Origin of the sequence: Xanthomonas sp. D-36-1 (genome assembly GCF_017746155.1) — a bacterium.
Lineage (GTDB): Bacteria > Pseudomonadota > Gammaproteobacteria > Xanthomonadales > Xanthomonadaceae > Xanthomonas > Xanthomonas cissicola.
The window spans coordinates 13,954-30,594 of the sequence record NZ_JAGHWR010000107.1 but is presented as its reverse complement, the minus strand read 5'-3'; the positions used below and the strand labels follow the sequence as shown (position 1 = coordinate 30,594).

Here is a 16,641-nt window from a genome sequence, read left to right as displayed (position 1 = left end):
TGTGAACCGGGAAATTCCCGCGGAAAGCGCCAGAAATGGCGAAATTCCGAAGTTCCAAAAGCCACTCTTCGGAACGACGCCACCTTCCGCCCTGTCAGGTCTCGTTGTTCAGACCTTCCTTAGAACTTGTAGCGCAGGCCCAGCAAGTACTGGCGGCCGGTTTCGGTGTACTGCAGCGGCAACTCGCCGGTCTGCGGCGACCACACCCATTCGTCGGACGCTTCGTTGGTGAGGTTGATACCCTCCAGGCTCAGTTCCAGTTGCTTGCTGATCTTGTAGCGCAGCGAGGCGTCGATCATGGTGGTACCGGTCATGCCGTGCACGCCATCGACGTTGAATCCCGCTTCCGTGCCAGGGGCCTGGGTCAGGTAATCGTCGCGATTGGTGGCCGAGATGCGGCCGGCGAAAGACTCGCCCTCGTAGAACAAGGTCGCATTCCACGACGAGCGCGACAGCCCGGTCAGGTCGTTCTTCATCACCGGTGCGCCGGTGCTGGACAGGTACTGGATCTGCGAATCCACCCAGGTGTAGTTCAGTTGCACGCCCAGGTTGGCCCACTTGCCCGGCAGGAACGTAAATGGCTGGACATAGTTCGCTTCCACGCCCTTCAACTCGCCACCGGGTGTATTCAATGGAATGCTGAAGGTGAAGTCGTCGTTGATGCTGGCGCCGGTGCCATCCAGCAACGAAGCCGGCAGGCCACTGCTGGCATACGGGCGCACTTCGCGTGCGGTCTGGATGAAACTTTCGATGTCCTTGTAGAACACGCCGACACCGAGCATCGCGCCTTCGTTGAAGTACCACTCCAGGCCAAGATCGACATTGGTGGCTTCGATCGGATCCAGATCCGGGTTGCCGCCGGACACGGTGCGTGCGCCACCGGCCACGGCCACGGTCACACCGGGCGTGAGGCTGCCCAGCCCGGGGCGCGACATCACCTTGGCCGCGCCCAGACGCAGCAGCAGGTCGGGCGCGAGCTCGGCCACCAGGTTGAACGAGGGCAACGTGTTGTTGTATTTGCGGCCCACCGTGGTCAGCGCCGGCGCGTTGTTGATCAACGCATAGCCGGTGGATTCCTGCTCGGTGCGCACATAGCGCACGCCGAAATTACCCGACAGCGGGATGGAGCCCAGGTCGGTGGAGAACTCGCCCATCAACCAGACGCCGCGGTCCTTTTCTTCGACGCTGCGGGTGTTGTTGGCACGCGGCGCCACGGCGTAGGTGCCGGTGTTGCTGTAGATGCCGAGCTGGTTGGCCACTGCATCCAGGTTGGGAACGACCCAGTTGGACGGGCTGCCGTTGATGCCCTTCAGGCCGGCCTGCTCGGTCAGGTCCGTCGGCACGATGCGGGTGCCATCGGCGAAGGTCGGCACCGCAATTTCGCTGGCGCGACGCAGTTCAACCGTGCTGAAGGTGTAGTCCTTGGCCAGCACGCCACCCTTGAGGCGGAACCCGGGGCCGATGTTCCAGTTGAAGTCGATCTGCGCCGTATCGAAATCGTTGTCCACCGTCTGCGGACGCAGGCGGATTTCGGCCAGTTCCCACCCGGCGGGATTGGTCGGGTCGATGCCGTAGTTCAGCACCGGCGCACGGTTGTTGCCGCGATAGTCGTAGCTGTAGCCGTCGACGTCGTACTTGTCCATGATGATGGTGGTCTGCACCGGGTTCTCGTGCGCCGAGCGCGAGGTACCGACACGGCCGGACACGGAGAAGGCATCGCTGAAGCGGTGCTCCAGATCCAGGCTGACCTGCTTGAACTCGGTGTTCCACTCGTCGTGGCGGTTTTCCGAGCGAATATCGACGTTGTCGAATTCGCCGTACACCAGCGCGTTGTTGCGGATCTCGCCATTGCGCACGATGGTGGCCGGCTTGCCATCGCGGTCGGCGCGCCGCGGCGTGCCGCTGTCGCGACCGCGGCTGAAGGAGATGGCCTCGATGTAATGCTCATCGCGCGTGGCTTCGATCTTGGAGTACAGCGCGTCCAGCGAGATGGTGGTGCGGTCGGTGGGCTTCCACTGCAACGACCCGGTCACGCCCAGGCGCTGCTGGTCGTGTTCCATCTGCACATAACGCGGGAAGCGCGGGTGGTACACGTCGGCCGAGCGTGCGGCCGCAAAGGGCGATGCCGCACTGAAGTTGCCGTTGCTCGTCCCATTGGCCCAGCGGCCGGTGTTGGAGCCTTCTTCCAGCACCTGCCGTTCGGTATAGGCCACCGACAGCAAGGCGCCGAAGGTGTTGTCGGCCCAGGTATTGGCGATCAGCGCCGCTACACGCGGGTTGGCCTTCTCGGCCATGGCGTTGTAGGCCGCCTGGCCGCTGGCGGCAAACGTAAAGCCGCTGTAGTCGAACGGGCGCGCGGTGCGCAGGTCGACGGTGGCCCCCAGCGAGCCCTCTTCCACATCGGCCGAGGCCGTCTTGCGCGCGATCAGCTGCGAGAACAGGTCCGAGGCGAAGACGTTGAAGTCGAAGCCGCGGCCACGGTTGGTGCCGCCGCTCTGGTCGCCGGCGCCCACGGTGGTGAGCGCTTCCATGCCGTTGATGCGGACGCGGGTGAATTCCGGGCCCAGGCCACGCACCGTGATGGCGCGGCCTTCGCCAGCGTCGCGGGTGATCACCACGCCAGGAATGCGCTGCAGCGACTCGGCCAGGTTGAGGTCGGGGAACTTGCCGATGTCCTCGGCCACGATGGCATCGACCACGCCGGCTTCGCCGCGCTTGATGTCCAGGGCCTTCTCCACGCTGGCGCGGTAACCGGTCACCGTGACAGTGTCCAGGTCGACGGCGGGCTCGGCGGGCGATGGGGCGGCGTCTTGTGCGGCAGCCTGGCCGCTCAGCGCCAGCCCGATCGACAGCGCAAGCAAGGTAACCGGTGTCTTCCGGCTGGTGGTCCGAAATTGCATGTCCTCCCCTCCCAAGGGTCCATGAACAATGTGAAATAGCGGGTTGAGAGCGGCAATGACACCGCTAGTCAAAACGACGTTACCAGCTGAATCGTCTCGTAACATCTTGCAGCGCAGCAGAAAACGCCACCAAATTTCCGAAAAACGGGTGCAAGCGGTCACTTCACGTCGCATCATGGCCGTAGCAGCCGGCATTTCGCGCCGGCTAGAATGACACCGATGGTCATCTCAGTGCGCGACGGCGCCCCCACCCGTCACGTACCACCCAGCCGAGGTAATTGCCGCATGAGCCGTGCCCGTATCCTGTGTTTTGGTGAGTTATTGCTGCGCCTGGGGGCGCCTGGCCATGCGCTGCTGCTGCAGCAGCCTCGGCTGGACGTGCACTGCGGCGGCGCGGAGGCCAACGTCGGCGTCTCGCTGGCGCATTTCGGCCATGCCGTGGCCATGGTCAGCACGGTGGCGGACAACCCGTTGGGCGCCGCGGTGCTGGGCGAACTGCGCCGGCACGACGTGGATACCCGCCATGTGCGGCGCGTGGACGGCCGCATGGGTCTGTATTTCCTGACCACCGGTGCGATCCATCGCCCCAGCGAAGTGATCTACGACCGCGCCGACTCGGCCTTTGCACTGGCACCGGCCGATGCCTACGACTGGCCGCGTCTGCTGGAAGGCGTGCAGTGGCTGCACCTGTCCGGGGTGAGCCCGGCATTGGGCGCGGAGGTGGCGCAGGCCACGCTGGCGGCGGCACGTGCCGCGCGTGCGGCCGGGGTGAAGGTGTCGTTCGACGGCAACTACCGGCCCAAGTTGTGGCAACGCTGGCAGGGCGATGCGCGCGGCATCCTGCATCAGCTGTTTGCCTGCGCGGATGTGGTGTTTGCCGATTACCGCGACATCGGCGTGGTGCTGGGCGGCGAGTTCGCGCAGGACACGCTGGAAGCGCGCGTGGAAGCGGCCGCGCAGCAGGCCTTCGCTGCATTCCCGCAGCTGCAGTTGATGGCCTGCACGCAACGCGTGGCGCATCACGTGGACCACCACAGCCTGGGCGCGATGCTGGTGCCGCGCGACGGCGCCGTGGCGCGTGCACCCAGCGAAGAACTCACCCCCATCATCGACCGCATTGGCGGCGGCGACGCGTTTGCGGCCGGCGTGCTGCACGGCCTGATCGAAGGCTGGTCGCTGGAGGATACGGTGCGCTTCGGCCTGGCCGCCGGCTGCTTGAAGCATTCGATCCCGGGCGATTTCAATCCGCTCTCGGTGGCCGACGTGCAGGCGTGCGTGGGGGATGCGCGGTTTGATGTGCGGCGCTGACGCACCGGGATTGGGGAGTCGGGATTGGGATTGGCAACAGCGCCGGAGATTCGGTGCTCTGGCCGGGCGCGTTGCTCCCAGCGCGGTGCGCTCAGGGATGATGCGCCCGTGGCTGACAGCGCTTACGTGTTTCAGGCGAGTGCACGGGTGCGAGGTTTGTAGGTGATCCGTCTGAGTGCTGCGCTCAGCAACACCACACATAGCGCCGCCGGGAGGCTGAAGAACAGCGTGACCAACAAGGCGTGGTTCCAGGGCGGTGCAGAGTCGTCCTGCATCACCGCGGCGCAGACGACGCCGTGGTGATCAACAGATTGGCGATCGCCTTCAATGACCAGTACAACCTGACGGAGCCCAGCAATGCAGCGCAGGCCACGCTGACCAGAAAGGCCAGGACGAGATGGGCGATGCATTTGTCCATTGGGTGCCGTGATTTGGGATTAGGGAGTTGGGATTCGTCACGGCAAGGACAACCAGCATCGCGTGCCGGTTGTCCTTGCGAAAAACGTTCGGGTCCGCTGAAGATCAGCGATGCAGACACCGCTCTTGCGAATCCCCAATCCCGGCAATCACCCCAACTCGATGCAATCGAAGCTGACATCCGTCGCCACATCGGCGTCGTAATCCACGTCGTCGCGCTCGAAGCCGAACAGCTTGAGGAACTCGTGCTTGTAGCCGGCGTAGTCGGTGAGCTCGAACAGGTTCTCGGTCGTGACCTGCGGCCATAGCGCCTTGCAGGCGTCCTGCACGTCGTCGCGCAACTCCCAGTCGTCCAGGCGCAGACGGTTTTCGTCGTCCACGTCGGCCGGTTGGCCGTCTTCGCGGTACAGGCGCTCGCGGAACAGGCGGTCGAGTTGCTCGATGGTGCCTTCGTGCAGGCCCTTTTCCTTCATGATCTTGTAGACCATGGAGATGTACAGCGGCATCACCGGAATGGCCGCGCTGGCCTGGGTGACCACCGACTTGAGCACCGCCACATTGGCGCCGCCACCGCGCCTGGCCAGCCGTGCATTCAAGCGCTGCGCGGTGTGGTCCAGATCGACCTTGGCCTTGCCGAGTGCGCCATGCCAGTAGATCGGCCAGGTGATTTCGGTGCCGATATAGCTGAAGGCCACGCTGCGCGCGCCATCGGCGAGCACGCCGGCGCCTTCCAGCGCGTCGATCCACAATTCCCAATCCTGCCCGCCCATCACGGTGATGGTGTCTTCGATCTCCTGCGCGCTGGCCGGCTCGATCGAGGCCTGGATGATGGTGTCCTTGTTGGTGTCGATGGCGGTGGCGGTGTAGGTCTGCCCGATCGGCTTGAGCGCCGAGCGCTTCACTTCGCCGCTGCCCGGCAGCTTGCGTACCGGCGAGGCCAGCGAATACACCACCAGGTCGACCTGCCCGCCCATCTCGGTCTTGATCAGCTCGATCACCTTCTCGCGCGCGGCATCGGAAAACGCGTCGCCATTGATCGACTTGCTATACAGCCCGGCCGCCTTGGCATGTTTGTCGAACGCGGCCGAGTTGTACCAGCCGGCCGTACCGGCCTTGCTCGCGGTGCCGGGCTTTTCGAAGAACACGCCCAGCGTGTCCGCACCGAACCCGAAGGCAGCGGTGATGCGCGAGGCCAGGCCGTAGCCGCTGGACGCGCCGATCACCAGCACTTTCTTGGGGCCGTCAGTGCGTACGCCACGCGCACGCGTTGCGGCAATCTGCTCGAGCACATTGCGCTCGCAGCCAAGCGGATGCGTGGTGGTGCAGATGAAGCCGCGCACTTTGGGATGGATGATCAACGTGGACTCCTGGTCAGCAAGATGCTGGCGGCATCTTAGTGCGTGTGGCGCGCGCGAAACAGCCTGATGCGTAACAAACGCCGCTGTATGGAAGCACGTGAAGGCCGCCGCACGGCGGCCTGACGCCAGCACCTGCACGCGCAACGCAGCAACGAACAGCGACCGCAATCGACTTACCCGGCAGCGGGCTGTGCTACGTTTCCGCCCTGCCGTGCCGTGCCTGGCCGCGCCTGATGGCGATTGTCGAGGCCCCTTCCAGTTGTGCGACCGGTATTTGAGCGATGTCTCTTCGAAGCGAGCGCGTCACGCAGCTGGGCTCCGTCCCGCGGTTCCGTCTTGGGCCATTGCTGGTCGAGCCGGAGCGGCTGACGCTGATCGACGACGGCCAGACCATCACGCTGGAACCGCGCATGATGGAAGTGCTGATCGCGCTGGCCGAGCGCGCCGGCGAGGTCATCAGCGCCGAGCAGTTGTTGATCGAGGTGTGGCACGGCAGCTTTTACGGCGATAACCCGGTGCACAAGACCATCGCCCAGCTGCGCCGCAAGCTCGGCGACGACAGCCGCCAGCCGCGCTTTATCGAAACCATCCGCAAGCGTGGCTACCGGCTGCTGCCGAAGGTGATGTTTCCCGACGATTACCGCGGTGCGGTGATCGGTCCGCAGGCGTGGGGGCATGGCAACCCGTACATGGGGCTGCAGGCATTCGACCCGGCACATGCAGACGTGTTCTTCGGCCGCAGCCACGCGATTGCGCAGGTGCTGGGCGCGTTGCGCGCGCAATTGCACAGCCAGCGCAGGCTGGTGCTGGTGAGCGGCGCCAGCGGCTGCGGCAAGACCTCGTTGCTGCGCGCCGGCGTGGTGCCGTTGCTGTGCCAGCCCGGCGGCCTGGATGGACTGGAGGCCATCGCGGTGGCGTACTGCAACCTGGCGCAGTGCCGCGGCGGCGATGTGCTGGACACGTTCGCACGCGCATTGGGGCAATGGGCACCGGGTGGGCGCGCGGTGTTGTCGCCAGCGCAGACGGCACGCCTGCCCGAGTGGCTGCAGCAACCTGCGCCGCTGCATGCGGCCATCGACGAAGCGATGCGCCAAACCGGCCCAGCGCGCGAGAACGTGCACACCCGGCGCCATCTGCTGCTGGTCATCGACCATGCCGAAGCGATGGTGGCCACGCCCGGCATCACTGCCGCCGATCGCGCTGTGCTGGCGGCAGCCTTGCATGCGCTGTGCGCCAGCGCGCACGTGGCCGTGTTGATGCTCACCCGCAGCGATTTTTATCCGCGCCTGATCGATGCACTGCCGGACATCGTCGAGCTCAAACGCGGCGATGGGCACGTGGATCTGCTGCCGCCACGCGATGGCGAGATCGGCCAGATCATCCGCGTACCGGCGGCAATGGCCGGGCTGCGCTTCGAAGAAGACCACGGCGGCGCCGGTCGCCTGGACGATGTGCTGCGCGATGCCACCGCACGCCAGCCCGACGCACTGCCATTGCTGCAACATCTGCTGCATGCCCTGCATGCGCAGCGCAACGACGATGGCTTGCTGACGTTTGCTGCGTATCGCGCCCTGGGCGGCCTGGAAGGCGCGCTGGCGCATCATGCCGAACAGACGTTTCGCGCATTGCCTTCCGATGCGCGGGTCGCGCTGGGCGAGGTGCTGACGCTGCTGAGCGTGATCCACCCCGACAGCGATGCCGTCACCGCGCGGCGTGCGCTGTGGTCGGCACTGCCGGCGAGCAGCGCGGCGCGCGTGCTGGTGGATGCGTTCGTGCATGCGCGCCTGTTCGTCAGCGAGCTGGTGGCCGGCGAACCGGGCTTTGCGGTCGCGCACGAAGCACTGTTGCGGCAGTGGCCGCGTGCGGCCGAGTGGATCCATGAAAATCGCCGCCTGCTGCAGGCGCGCAAGCGGCTGCAACTGGCGGCACAGCGCTGGGCTGCCGAAGGCCGGCGCAGCGATCACTTGCTCAACAGCGGCCGCCCGCTGAGCGAAGCACGCGAGGCTGCGCGACGCATGCCGCAGGATCTGGACGCACTGGAACATGCCTTCCTGCGCGCCTGCGAACGCTCGCAACGCCAGCGCCGCGGTCTGTACGCCGCCGCTGCCGCACTGCTGGTGGTGCTGGCCAGCGCCTCGCTGCTGCTCGGCTGGCGGGCGCGCCAGGCCCAGCAAGTCGCCGAACAACGCCGCGATCAGGCCCAGCAACTGGTGGGCTACATGCTGGGCGACCTGGCCGAGCAGTTGCGCACCGTGGGCAACCTCAAACTGCTCGATAGCGTCGGCAGCCGTGCGCTGCGCTATCTGGAAGATTTGCCCAGCGCCGAGATGCACACCGGTGATTTGATCAACCACGCCCGTGCCCTGCGCACCACCGGCGAAGTGTTGATGAACCAGGGCAAGGTGAAAGAGGCCCATGCCGCGTTCACGCGTGCCGCCGCTACCGCCGAACAGGCGCGCATGCGGGCGCCAGATGCATTGGAAGCGGAGGCGGAAACCGGCCAGGCCGCGTACTGGCTCGGCTATTTGGCGTATCAGGCCAAGCAGCTGCCGTTGGCGCGCACGTACTGGTTGCAGTATCTGGCGGCTTGCGAACACTTGGTACGCGCAGCTCCACAGGATCCGCGCTGGCAACTGGAGTTGTCGTATGCGCTGAACAATCTGGGCACATTGTCCAGAAGCGAAGGTCAGGCAACTGCGGCGATCGAGTTCTTTGCACGTTCCATCGCACTCAAGCGCCAGGTGTTGGCGCGCACGCCGGATAACGCGGCAGTACGCTACGAACTCGTCGACAGCCTGTCTTGGCTAAGCCTTGCGCAGGAAAATCAGGGCTTGCTGGTGCCAGCAGAACAAGGCTACCGCGAGCAGATCGCGGTGCTGCGCGTCTTGGTGAAGAACGATCCGGATGCCAATGCGTGGCGACGGCGCATGGCCACCTCGTTGCTACGCACCTCCAATCTGGCGCTGGCGCGCGGCCACCTTGCGCAGGCGCAGGCCGACGCGCAAGCCAGCGTGGACATCCTGGAACCGCTGGTCGCGCAGCAGCCGGACAACCGGACGTGGCAACGCGATCTGGCGCATGCCTACGCGCAGGCCGGTTGGGTTGCCGCGCTGGACGGGCGCGCCGATGCTGCCACACGCCAACTCACCCAGGCGCGGCAGACGCTGGCAGGCTTGCTGCAGCGACAACCGCTGCCGGAGTGGCAATGGCTGGATGCCATCATTGCGCTGCGCTTGAACCGGGTGCAGGGGCTGCATGGCAGCGAGCAGACGTCCAGCCTGGCGGCGATCGTGGCGCGGCTGGACGCCTCGCATCGGTCCAGGCCCGCGGATCTGCTCGGGGTCTCGGCGCTGGCGCATGCCCTGGTTTGGTATGGCGAACAACTGGACGCCAGCGGCGATCACGTCGGTGCACACGCCGCCTGGCAGCGCGCGGTGGCAGTGCTCGGCGCCGATATCGGCAATAGTCGCGACAAGACCTTGCTCGACCCCTGGATTCGCGCACAGATCCATCTGGGTCGGCGCGCTGCCGTGACGCAACAGCTCGGATGGCTGTATCAAGCGGGCTACCGCCACCCGGGATTCGTTTCCCTCTATGCCCCGCTCTTCAAGGAATCACCAACGTCATGACCGATCCCAAGATCATCACCATCACACTGACCGTGGCGCACGTCGAGTTCGGCGGCAATACCGGCAGGGGCGCCTACTTCTACAGCTTCTCGCCGGACCTGCTCATCTGTGGCAAAGGCGAACAGGACGTGACACTGCGCTACGCGTTCTGTAAATCGGTGCCCCACCGCTTCAAGATCATCAGCCTGCTGAATTCCGATTCGACGGGGCAGATCGGCCCGCCGGACATCGCCCATGACGGCAGTTGGGTGAAGGTGGTGAACGCCAACAAACATCCGACGCTGATCTTTTTCACCGTCGTGGTGAAGGACACACACACGGGCGCGCATTTCAGCTGCGACCCCCAGGTCGGCAACGACCCGGAAATTTCGCCGACCGAATTCGGGCGGCACTGATCCTTGAGTCCATTTCCGTCCGACGGTTCGCCTCCGGACGGGAGCCGCCGCGCAATCGAGCGATGGCTCAGTCGCACACGATAAGAGACCCGGCCGCCGCGGACCTCCTGCACGCGCGATGCGCCTGCAGGCAGGTGCTCAGTTGGTGTCCCGAACGTAGGTATCGATTGCCTTGGGCGTCAGGGCAATCACGCGACCGGCAGGAAAACTGGATATCACATAGTTGTCTGGCGCATCGCTTTTGAAAGGCACGTCGAACGTGGACGCTAGAATGCGCGCCCACCCTTCCGGGTAGGCGGTGCCGCTGACATGGACAACACTCATCGAAGGCCAATGCACTTGGCGTTTTGTCTGCGGATCCGTCAGGTCGGCCTGGCCGATCAGCACCCGACGCGATTGGAGAGGATGTGTTTTGGCACGTGCTGCCGGCTGAAGCTTGAAGCTATAGGTTCCGCTTTCAGGGTAATGCAGCTCGATGATCGATGCTGGTGAGGCGACGGTGACTTGAAATTCTTTCTCGTACCCGGCTTTGGTTGACCTGGCGCCCTCAAGCAGGCGCCACTGGCGATCGGCAATCGGACGCGCCGACACGATGACCGCGCCCCCTTGTTCCAGCATCGGCGCGTCGACGGTCACGATCAGTCGCGACGATAACGTCGGCTGCTTTGCACAGCCGGTGGCGGCCATGAGCAAACATGCGATAGCCAAAACGGCGCAGCCAATCCGATACCTGCCCATCGTGTCACTTCCTCAACGCGGCACACCAGCATGGCCGCTCCATGCGGCCTTGCGTCTTTATACGTTCCTTCGGATCGAACGTGTTGCTGCGCATTAGCGCGTGTCGCCCGATCCTGCAGGATGACGGCGTGCTGCTGCCCGCACGCGGCATCGATCTGGCGCCGCATGCACTGCGTGGCGCCTGCTCCTAGCCGCCGCTGCGGGCGTGGTGCATCCCAGGTACCCATAGGAGCGTGGCTAGATGTCGGCCGACCTGCGCAGCCGCTCGTCGCGCTCGGTTCCGTTGCTGAAAGCCGGCTTGATCTGGCCACGGCTCGACCACGTGCCGGCCGTGCCCGTGCCGATGCCCGCGCGTTCAGGGTCATCGGTTTGGCCGACCTGGCGTGGGCGACTCGCCAGACCTTGCCGGCAACCTTCTCCATCGAAGCGCCTGATCAGTCGATCGCAGGCATGGGCAGCGGTTCCCTGCACTGCCGACGCGCATCCCACGACGACCCGCATGTCGCGTTCGGCGACCGCTTGGGTCGGCAAGGCTGCGCGGGGCCAACTGACCGGCAATTCGGCCTGGGTCGACGCCCCCCAGGCGCTGGCGCACAGCATGACGATCAGCACGATGAGGATTCGAACCAGGCGCATGACGGACTCCGCAGCAGACCGGAGCGCGGCGCGTCCCCGGGCGGCGTCGCTGGCCGCCGGATCACCTTCGTGCGTGGGCCCGCGCCTGACCTGACGGCAACCTTACGGTTGCTGGTCGATGCTGACGGCTGCCTATAAATCCTTATGGAACAGTCACCTAGGAAGGCAGGATTGGGCCAGTTCGACGTTGGAGAAAGACTACATGGGGGCGCAACGACACCCATTGGCGTCACCCGCACCCTCACCCCAACCCCTCTCCCGGGGGGAGAGGGGCTTGCTTCGTATCGGGCAGCATGCAGACTTTGGTCTCCTCTCCGTTCGGAGAAGGCAGCGCGTAGTTGCAGGATGACGATGCGCGCTGTTCTGGAATGCAAGGCGGAATCGACCGGTAAGACCGACTGCAAGTTCAGGCCATGGCTGAGCTTGTTCGAGTTGGCTGTCTTCCGCCGTGCCCTCACCCCAACCCCTCTCCCGAGGGGAGAGGGGCTTAGGTTCTCTTTGCTCTAGGCGCATTCCGATCCGGTCCCCACCTGCCCGCTTTTCCGAATCCCGAATCCCGAATCCCGATTCCCGATTCCCGATTCCCGAATCCCCGCCCTCAAATCACCCGCAACGTGATCGCCTTCAAGACCGCCCGCGTGCGGTCGCGGGTGCCCAGCTTTTCCAGGATGGTGGAGACGTAGTTCTTCACCGTGCCTTCGGCCAGGAACAGGGTGCGGGCGATCTCCTTGTTGGAATAGCCGCCGGCCAGCAGGCGCAGGATCGCCACCTCGCGCTCGCTGAAGGTCTCGCGCGGGGCCTGCTGGTCGCGGAACTGGTAGCGGGCCCGCACCGGGTCGGTGCTGACCGGCTGCAGCAGGGTGTCGCCTGCGGCGACGCGCTCGATCGCCTCGCGCAGGTCTTCCGGGGCGGCGTCCTTGAGCAGGAAGCCCTGCGCGCCGGCCTCGCTGGCGCGTAGCAGCAGGTCGCTGTCGTCGAAGGTGGTGAGCAGTAGCACCGGGGTGCGGTCGCCGCGGGCGCGCAGGTGCTCCAGTGCCTGGATGCCGTCCAGGCCGGGCATGCGGACGTCGCTGAGCACCACGTCCACGGTGTGGATGGCGAGCGCATCCAGCAGGCCCTGGCCGTCGTCGGCCTCGCACACCACCTCCACGCCCTGCTGCTGCAGCAACGCGCGCAGGCCGGCGCGCACCAGGATCTGGTCGTCGGCCAGGGCAATACGACGTGAACTCATACCGGTAGTCTCGCGATCAGGTGCATGCCGCCCGTGGGTGTGCGGCCAAGGTCCAGCTGGCCGTGCAATGCGGCCAGGCGTTCGCGCATGCCGGTAATGCCGTTGCCTTCGCGGATGCGCTCGGCGCGGCGGCCATCGTCGCAGATGTCCACGTGCAGCTGTGCGCCTTCGCAATGCAGGTGCACGGCCACTTCATCGGCGTCGGCATGCCGAACGGCGTTGGTCAGCGCTTCCTGCACCAGCCGCAGCAGCAACTCGGCCACGCGCGCATCGGTGACACGCACGTCGGCATCGATCTGCAGGCGCAGCGTCGGGCGCGGGAACGGGGCGGCCAGTGCACGCAAGGCAGTCTGCAGGTCCAGGCCCTGGTCGTCGCGCAGCGATTGCACCACGTTGCGGATGTCCGACAGCAGTTCGGCCGACAACTGTTCCACCACCGCCACCTCGTCGCGCTGCGCCAGGGCCGGGTCGGCGCTGAGCAGGCGCAGGTTGATGCGCATGGCGGTGAGCTTGTGCCCGGCTACATCGTGCAACTCGCGCGCCAGCCGCAAACGCTCGGCATCGCGCGCACTGTCGGCCAGCAACGCGCGGGTAGCCAGCAGATCGACGTTGACGTAGGCCAAGGCGTCGCGCGCCCGCTCGGCACTGCGGGCGTAATGCGCGGTGAGTGCGGCGAAAGCCTGGAAGCCGGCATAGATGCTCACGATCAACAAGGCGCGATCGAAGCCTGCGTGCACCAGCACCGCGTACATGCCCGCGTTCAACGCCAGCGCCAGCAGCAGCACGCGCAACGGCGGCCAGGTCATGCCCGCCTGCGCCACCAGCATCACCAGCAGGACCGGCGCGGTGCCGGCACGCGGCTCCATCCAGACCAGCAGCAATGCCAACGCCGCCTGCAGCAGGGTGGCCACCGTGCGCAATGCATGCGTTTGCGGCAATACGGTGTGCAATACGAACAATGCGGTGAAGCCGGCCAGCACGCCCCAGCGCCAGGCACCGTGGGCCGACGCATCGGGCATGAACGACAGCGCGACCGCGGCAATGGTGAACGCGGCGGCCAGACGCAAGGGGTGCAACAGGTGGCAGAAGGAAGAATTCATGCGGCGATGCTGACCGCCATGCAGGCGCTCGGCAATGGTGCGCAGGCAGAAGGTGACTTCTGGCAGGTGGGATCGATGTCCTGCGGCCCCTGGCATGGCTGCAGTGCGCGCACACACCGGCATCCCACCCACCCCGTCGCCGCACGTCATGCCCTGTCCGCTTCCGTTCTGCTGGCTGCGCTCAATCCGGTGCGGGGCGACGGCCGGCAACGGAGGCCGCCTGCTCCCTGAGCTCCACGGCATACGCCCACAGATCGTCGAAGAGCTGCGCATTGACCCTGGCATCGCCGCTGTCCAGGGAGGTGTTGCTGATCAGCACCACCGCATTGTCGTGCGCCAGATCCGACAGCATTTCGGTGTGCACACCCGGGTCCGAGCCGCCGTGGCCGATGCGGGTGACGTTGTACTTGGTGGACCAGAAGATGCCGGAGTTCTTCTCGTTCAAGGCGACGTTGTCGGGCGTGTTGGCGGCTGTGTACTGGAAGCGCAGCATCTGTGCGGTGGTGGTGGCGTCCAGGATGCGCACGCCCTGGTACTGCCCGCCATCGAGCAGGGCGATGAACAGCCTGGAAAGGTCGTTGACGCTGGTCCGCACGCCGCCGTCGGGGTAGGTGGTGAGTTCGTACGGCGGGATCGGCACGCTCACGCCGAACTGGCTCACATACAGCGTGGCCTGCGCGGCGGCCGGCAGATCGGCCGCATGCCAGGCGGTGTGCTGCATGCCCAGCGGCGCGAAGATGCGCGTGTGCGTGTAGCGCTCCAGCGACTGGCCCACCGCACGCGCGACGATGTAGCCCGCCAGGCCGGCACCGATGTTGGAGTATTCGCGATGCGTGCCGGGTTTGACCGGCAGGTAGTTCTGCGTCTGGTAGTCGCGCCCGCCGGGCGCCAGGTAGCCGCGCAAGAAGTCGCCCAGCGGCGCGACCGGCAGGCCTTGCCAGCGATAGGTATCGCGATAGACCTCCCAGCGGTCGGTCAGGCTGGAAGTATGCGTGGCCAGTTGCCGCAGCGTGATCGGCACGCCCGGAAACTGCGGGTTGCGCACGGCGAACGGCAGATAGCGGTTGATGTCCGCATCCAGCGCCAGCTTGCCGTCCTGCACCGCCTGCATCAGCGCCACGCCGGTCACGGTCTTGCTGATCGAGCCGATGTTCATGACGGTGTCGGGCGTGAACGGCGTGCCGCGCGCGCGGTCGGCAAAACCGACGCCGCCGGTCCAGACCACCTTGCGGTCGCGGATGATCGCCGCGCCCAGGCCGACGATGCCGGCGGCGTCCATGCGTTGCTGGAGTGTGCGCGTGATGGCGTCCGGCGCGGGCGGCTGACCTGGCCCGCCCGCCCACGCCTGACCACTGCAAAGCGCACCGATCGCCAGCCCGCCCGTACCGCCCATCCCCCTGCTTTGCCTGCACGCATGGCGCCCTCCGTCCGTGATGTGGTTGCTCAGATGCCCCGTGGGCGGCGCCGGCAAGCGCCAGCGCCGCTGCGGCAGCATGCGCAAGTCTTGCAACCGATCCGTGCCGATGCCAGCGCGATGCGACCAAACCGCCCATGCGCCCGACGAAACGCCGCGTGCAGCGCGTGCGACCTGCCGCCGCAGCGGTCCACCTGCCACCGATGGTCTTACACTCGGCGGCTCCCCTGCCGCTGCCGTCCCGTCTTCGATGATCATTTCCGCCGCTTCCGACTACCGCGCCGCCGCCGAAGCACGCCTGCCGCCCTTCCTGTTCCATTACATCGATGGCGGCGCGTATGCCGAGCACACCTTGCGGCACAATGTCTCGGACCTGGCCGATGTGGCGCTGCGCCAGCGGGTGCTGCGCAATATGTCGGATCTGCGCCTGAGCACCGAGCTGTTCGGCGAAACCCTGGCGATGCCGGTGGCATTGGCGCCGGTCGGCCTCACCGGCATGTATGCACGCCGCGGCGAAGTGCAGGCCGCGCGTGCGGCGGCCGCGCGCGGCATTCCGTTCACCCTGTCCACGGTGTCGGTGTGCCCGATCGAAGAAGTGGCGCCGGCCATCGAACGGCCAATGTGGTTCCAGCTCTATGTGCTCAAGGACCGCGGCTTCATGCGCAATGCGCTGGAGCGCGCCAAGGCGGCGGGCGTGACCACGCTGGTGTTCACCGTGGACATGCCCACGCCCGGTGCGCGCTACCGCGATGCGCATTCGGGCATGAGCGGGCCCAACGCCTCGCTGCGGCGCATGCTGCAGGCGGTGACGCATCCGCGTTGGGCGTGGGACGTGGGCCTGCTCGGCAAGCCGCACGATCTGGGCAACATCTCCGCCTATCGCGGCAGCCCCACCGGCCTGCAGGATTACATCGGCTGGCTGGGCGCCAACTTCGACCCGTCCATCGCCTGGAAAGACCTGGAATGGATCCGCGAATTCTGGACCGGGCCAATGGTGATCAAGGGCATCCTGGATCCGGAGGACGCACGCGATGCGGTGCGCTTCGGCGCCGACGGCATCGTGGTCTCCAACCACGGCGGCCGTCAGCTCGACGGCGTGCTGTCCAGCGCACGCGCGCTGCCGGCCATTGCCGATGCGGTGAAGGGCGAGCTGAAGATTCTGGCCGATTCGGGCATCCGCAGCGGGCTGGACGTGGTGCGCATGCTCGCGCTCGGTGCCGATGCGGTACTGCTGGGGCGCGCGTTCGTCTACGCGTTGGCGGCCGGTGGGCAGGCCGGCGTGGAAAACCTGCTGACCTTGATCGAAAAGGAAATGCGCGTGGCGATGACGCTGACCGGCACGCATTCCATCGCCGACATCAGCGCCGATGCGTTGAGCCGGGTGACGCGCGAGCGGGCCGATGCGATCTCGCCTTAAAGCCGCTGAACCGTAGCGCGTAATCGACTGTTGTGAGCGGTTCGCTAGGCAGCAGACCGAAAGTCATCACCGGTCGCGCTGAAGCGCGCGCCATCGGC

11 protein-coding genes and 1 pseudogene are annotated in these 16,641 nt (G+C 66.0%); 4 read left to right on the top strand and 8 right to left on the bottom strand.

Going from position 1 to position 16,641, the window contains the following annotated elements; all coding sequences use genetic code 11:
* Nucleotides 1–119: 119 nt before the first annotated feature.
* Nucleotides 120–2,900 (bottom strand): TonB-dependent receptor, encoded by a 2,781-nt coding sequence (locus tag J7367_RS21030; RefSeq protein ID WP_057663303.1) that lies wholly within the window; start codon nucleotides 2,898–2,900, stop codon nucleotides 120–122.
* 285 nt (nucleotides 2,901–3,185) lie between these two features.
* Here J7367_RS21030 and J7367_RS21025 point away from each other — a divergent pair, with 285 nt between their 5' ends.
* On the top strand, nucleotides 3,186–4,208 hold the full coding sequence (locus tag J7367_RS21025) for a sugar kinase (RefSeq protein WP_022557851.1): 1,023 nt from the start codon (nucleotides 3,186–3,188) through the stop codon (nucleotides 4,206–4,208).
* 131 nt (nucleotides 4,209–4,339) lie between these two features.
* On the opposite strand, the pseudogene J7367_RS21020 reads toward J7367_RS21025, so the two are convergent.
* Nucleotides 4,340–4,626: pseudogene (locus tag J7367_RS21020) on the bottom strand (hypothetical protein).
* A gap of 148 nt (nucleotides 4,627–4,774) precedes the next feature.
* A complete protein-coding gene (gene fabV / locus J7367_RS21015; protein ID WP_057663299.1) occupies nucleotides 4,775–5,983 on the bottom strand; it encodes an enoyl-ACP reductase FabV in 1,209 nt (402 codons plus the stop codon).
* Nucleotides 5,984–6,264: 281 nt separating this feature from the next.
* Here fabV and J7367_RS21010 point away from each other — a divergent pair, with 281 nt between their 5' ends.
* Together J7367_RS21010 and J7367_RS21005 are read left to right on the top strand one after the other, a co-directional pair.
* Nucleotides 6,265–9,612 carry a winged helix-turn-helix domain-containing protein gene (locus J7367_RS21010; protein ID WP_057663295.1) on the top strand — a complete coding sequence of 1,116 codons (3,348 nt, stop codon included), beginning with the start codon at nucleotides 6,265–6,267 and terminating at the stop codon, nucleotides 9,610–9,612.
* Nucleotides 9,609–10,007, top strand: a complete 399-nt coding sequence (locus J7367_RS21005; RefSeq protein ID WP_057663293.1) for a hypothetical protein — start codon at nucleotides 9,609–9,611, stop codon at nucleotides 10,005–10,007. The genes J7367_RS21010 and J7367_RS21005 overlap by 4 nt, the downstream gene beginning before the upstream one ends.
* Before the next feature lie 138 nt (nucleotides 10,008–10,145).
* Here J7367_RS21005 and J7367_RS21000 read toward each other — a convergent pair whose 3' ends face one another.
* The 5 genes from J7367_RS21000 to J7367_RS20980 all read right to left on the bottom strand — a co-directional run bounded on the left by J7367_RS21000 (nucleotide 10,146) and on the right by J7367_RS20980 (nucleotide 14,991).
* A complete protein-coding gene (locus tag J7367_RS21000) occupies nucleotides 10,146–10,694 on the bottom strand; it encodes a hypothetical protein (protein ID WP_042675311.1) in 549 nt (182 codons plus the stop codon).
* A 288-nt stretch (nucleotides 10,695–10,982) separates the two neighbouring features.
* Complete coding sequence (locus J7367_RS20995; protein ID WP_057663290.1) at nucleotides 10,983–11,381, bottom strand: hypothetical protein; 399 nt, start codon at nucleotides 11,379–11,381, stop codon at nucleotides 10,983–10,985.
* Nucleotides 11,382–11,979: 598 nt separating this feature from the next.
* Complete coding sequence (locus J7367_RS20990) at nucleotides 11,980–12,612, bottom strand: response regulator transcription factor (RefSeq protein WP_057663286.1); 633 nt, start codon at nucleotides 12,610–12,612, stop codon at nucleotides 11,980–11,982.
* Nucleotides 12,609–13,808 (bottom strand): sensor histidine kinase, encoded by a 1,200-nt coding sequence (locus tag J7367_RS20985; RefSeq protein ID WP_057663283.1) that lies wholly within the window; start codon nucleotides 13,806–13,808, stop codon nucleotides 12,609–12,611. The genes J7367_RS20990 and J7367_RS20985 overlap by 4 nt, the downstream gene beginning before the upstream one ends.
* An 85-nt stretch (nucleotides 13,809–13,893) precedes the next feature.
* Nucleotides 13,894–14,991, bottom strand: coding sequence for a serine hydrolase domain-containing protein (locus J7367_RS20980; protein ID WP_057663310.1), 1,098 nt, complete (start codon nucleotides 14,989–14,991; stop codon nucleotides 13,894–13,896).
* Between the two features lie 385 nt (nucleotides 14,992–15,376).
* Here J7367_RS20980 and lldD point away from each other — a divergent pair, with 385 nt between their 5' ends.
* Complete coding sequence (gene lldD, locus J7367_RS20975) at nucleotides 15,377–16,543, top strand: FMN-dependent L-lactate dehydrogenase LldD (RefSeq protein WP_057663278.1); 1,167 nt, start codon at nucleotides 15,377–15,379, stop codon at nucleotides 16,541–16,543.
* The last annotated feature ends 98 nt before the right edge of the window (nucleotides 16,544–16,641 follow it).

Bases quoted from the DNA above. Each gene is read 5' to 3' on its own strand.
- J7367_RS21030 (WP_057663303.1), bottom strand. From the start codon at position 2,900: ATGCAATTTCGGACCACCAGCCGGAAGACACCGGTTACCTTGCTTGCG.
- J7367_RS21025 (WP_022557851.1), top strand. From the start codon at position 3,186: ATGAGCCGTGCCCGTATCCTGTGTTTTGGTGAGTTATTGCTGCGCCTG.
- J7367_RS21010 (WP_057663295.1), top strand. From the start codon at position 6,265: ATGTCTCTTCGAAGCGAGCGCGTCACGCAGCTGGGCTCCGTCCCGCGG.
- J7367_RS21005 (WP_057663293.1), top strand. From the start codon at position 9,609: ATGACCGATCCCAAGATCATCACCATCACACTGACCGTGGCGCACGTC.
- J7367_RS21000 (WP_042675311.1), bottom strand. From the start codon at position 10,694: ATGGCCGCCACCGGCTGTGCAAAGCAGCCGACGTTATCGTCGCGACTG.
- J7367_RS20995 (WP_057663290.1), bottom strand. From the start codon at position 11,381: ATGCGCCTGGTTCGAATCCTCATCGTGCTGATCGTCATGCTGTGCGCC.
- J7367_RS20990 (WP_057663286.1), bottom strand. From the start codon at position 12,612: ATGAGTTCACGTCGTATTGCCCTGGCCGACGACCAGATCCTGGTGCGC.
- J7367_RS20985 (WP_057663283.1), bottom strand. From the start codon at position 13,808: ATGCCAGGGGCCGCAGGACATCGATCCCACCTGCCAGAAGTCACCTTC.
- J7367_RS20980 (WP_057663310.1), bottom strand. From the start codon at position 14,991: ATGGACGCCGCCGGCATCGTCGGCCTGGGCGCGGCGATCATCCGCGAC.
- lldD (WP_057663278.1), top strand. From the start codon at position 15,377: ATGATCATTTCCGCCGCTTCCGACTACCGCGCCGCCGCCGAAGCACGC.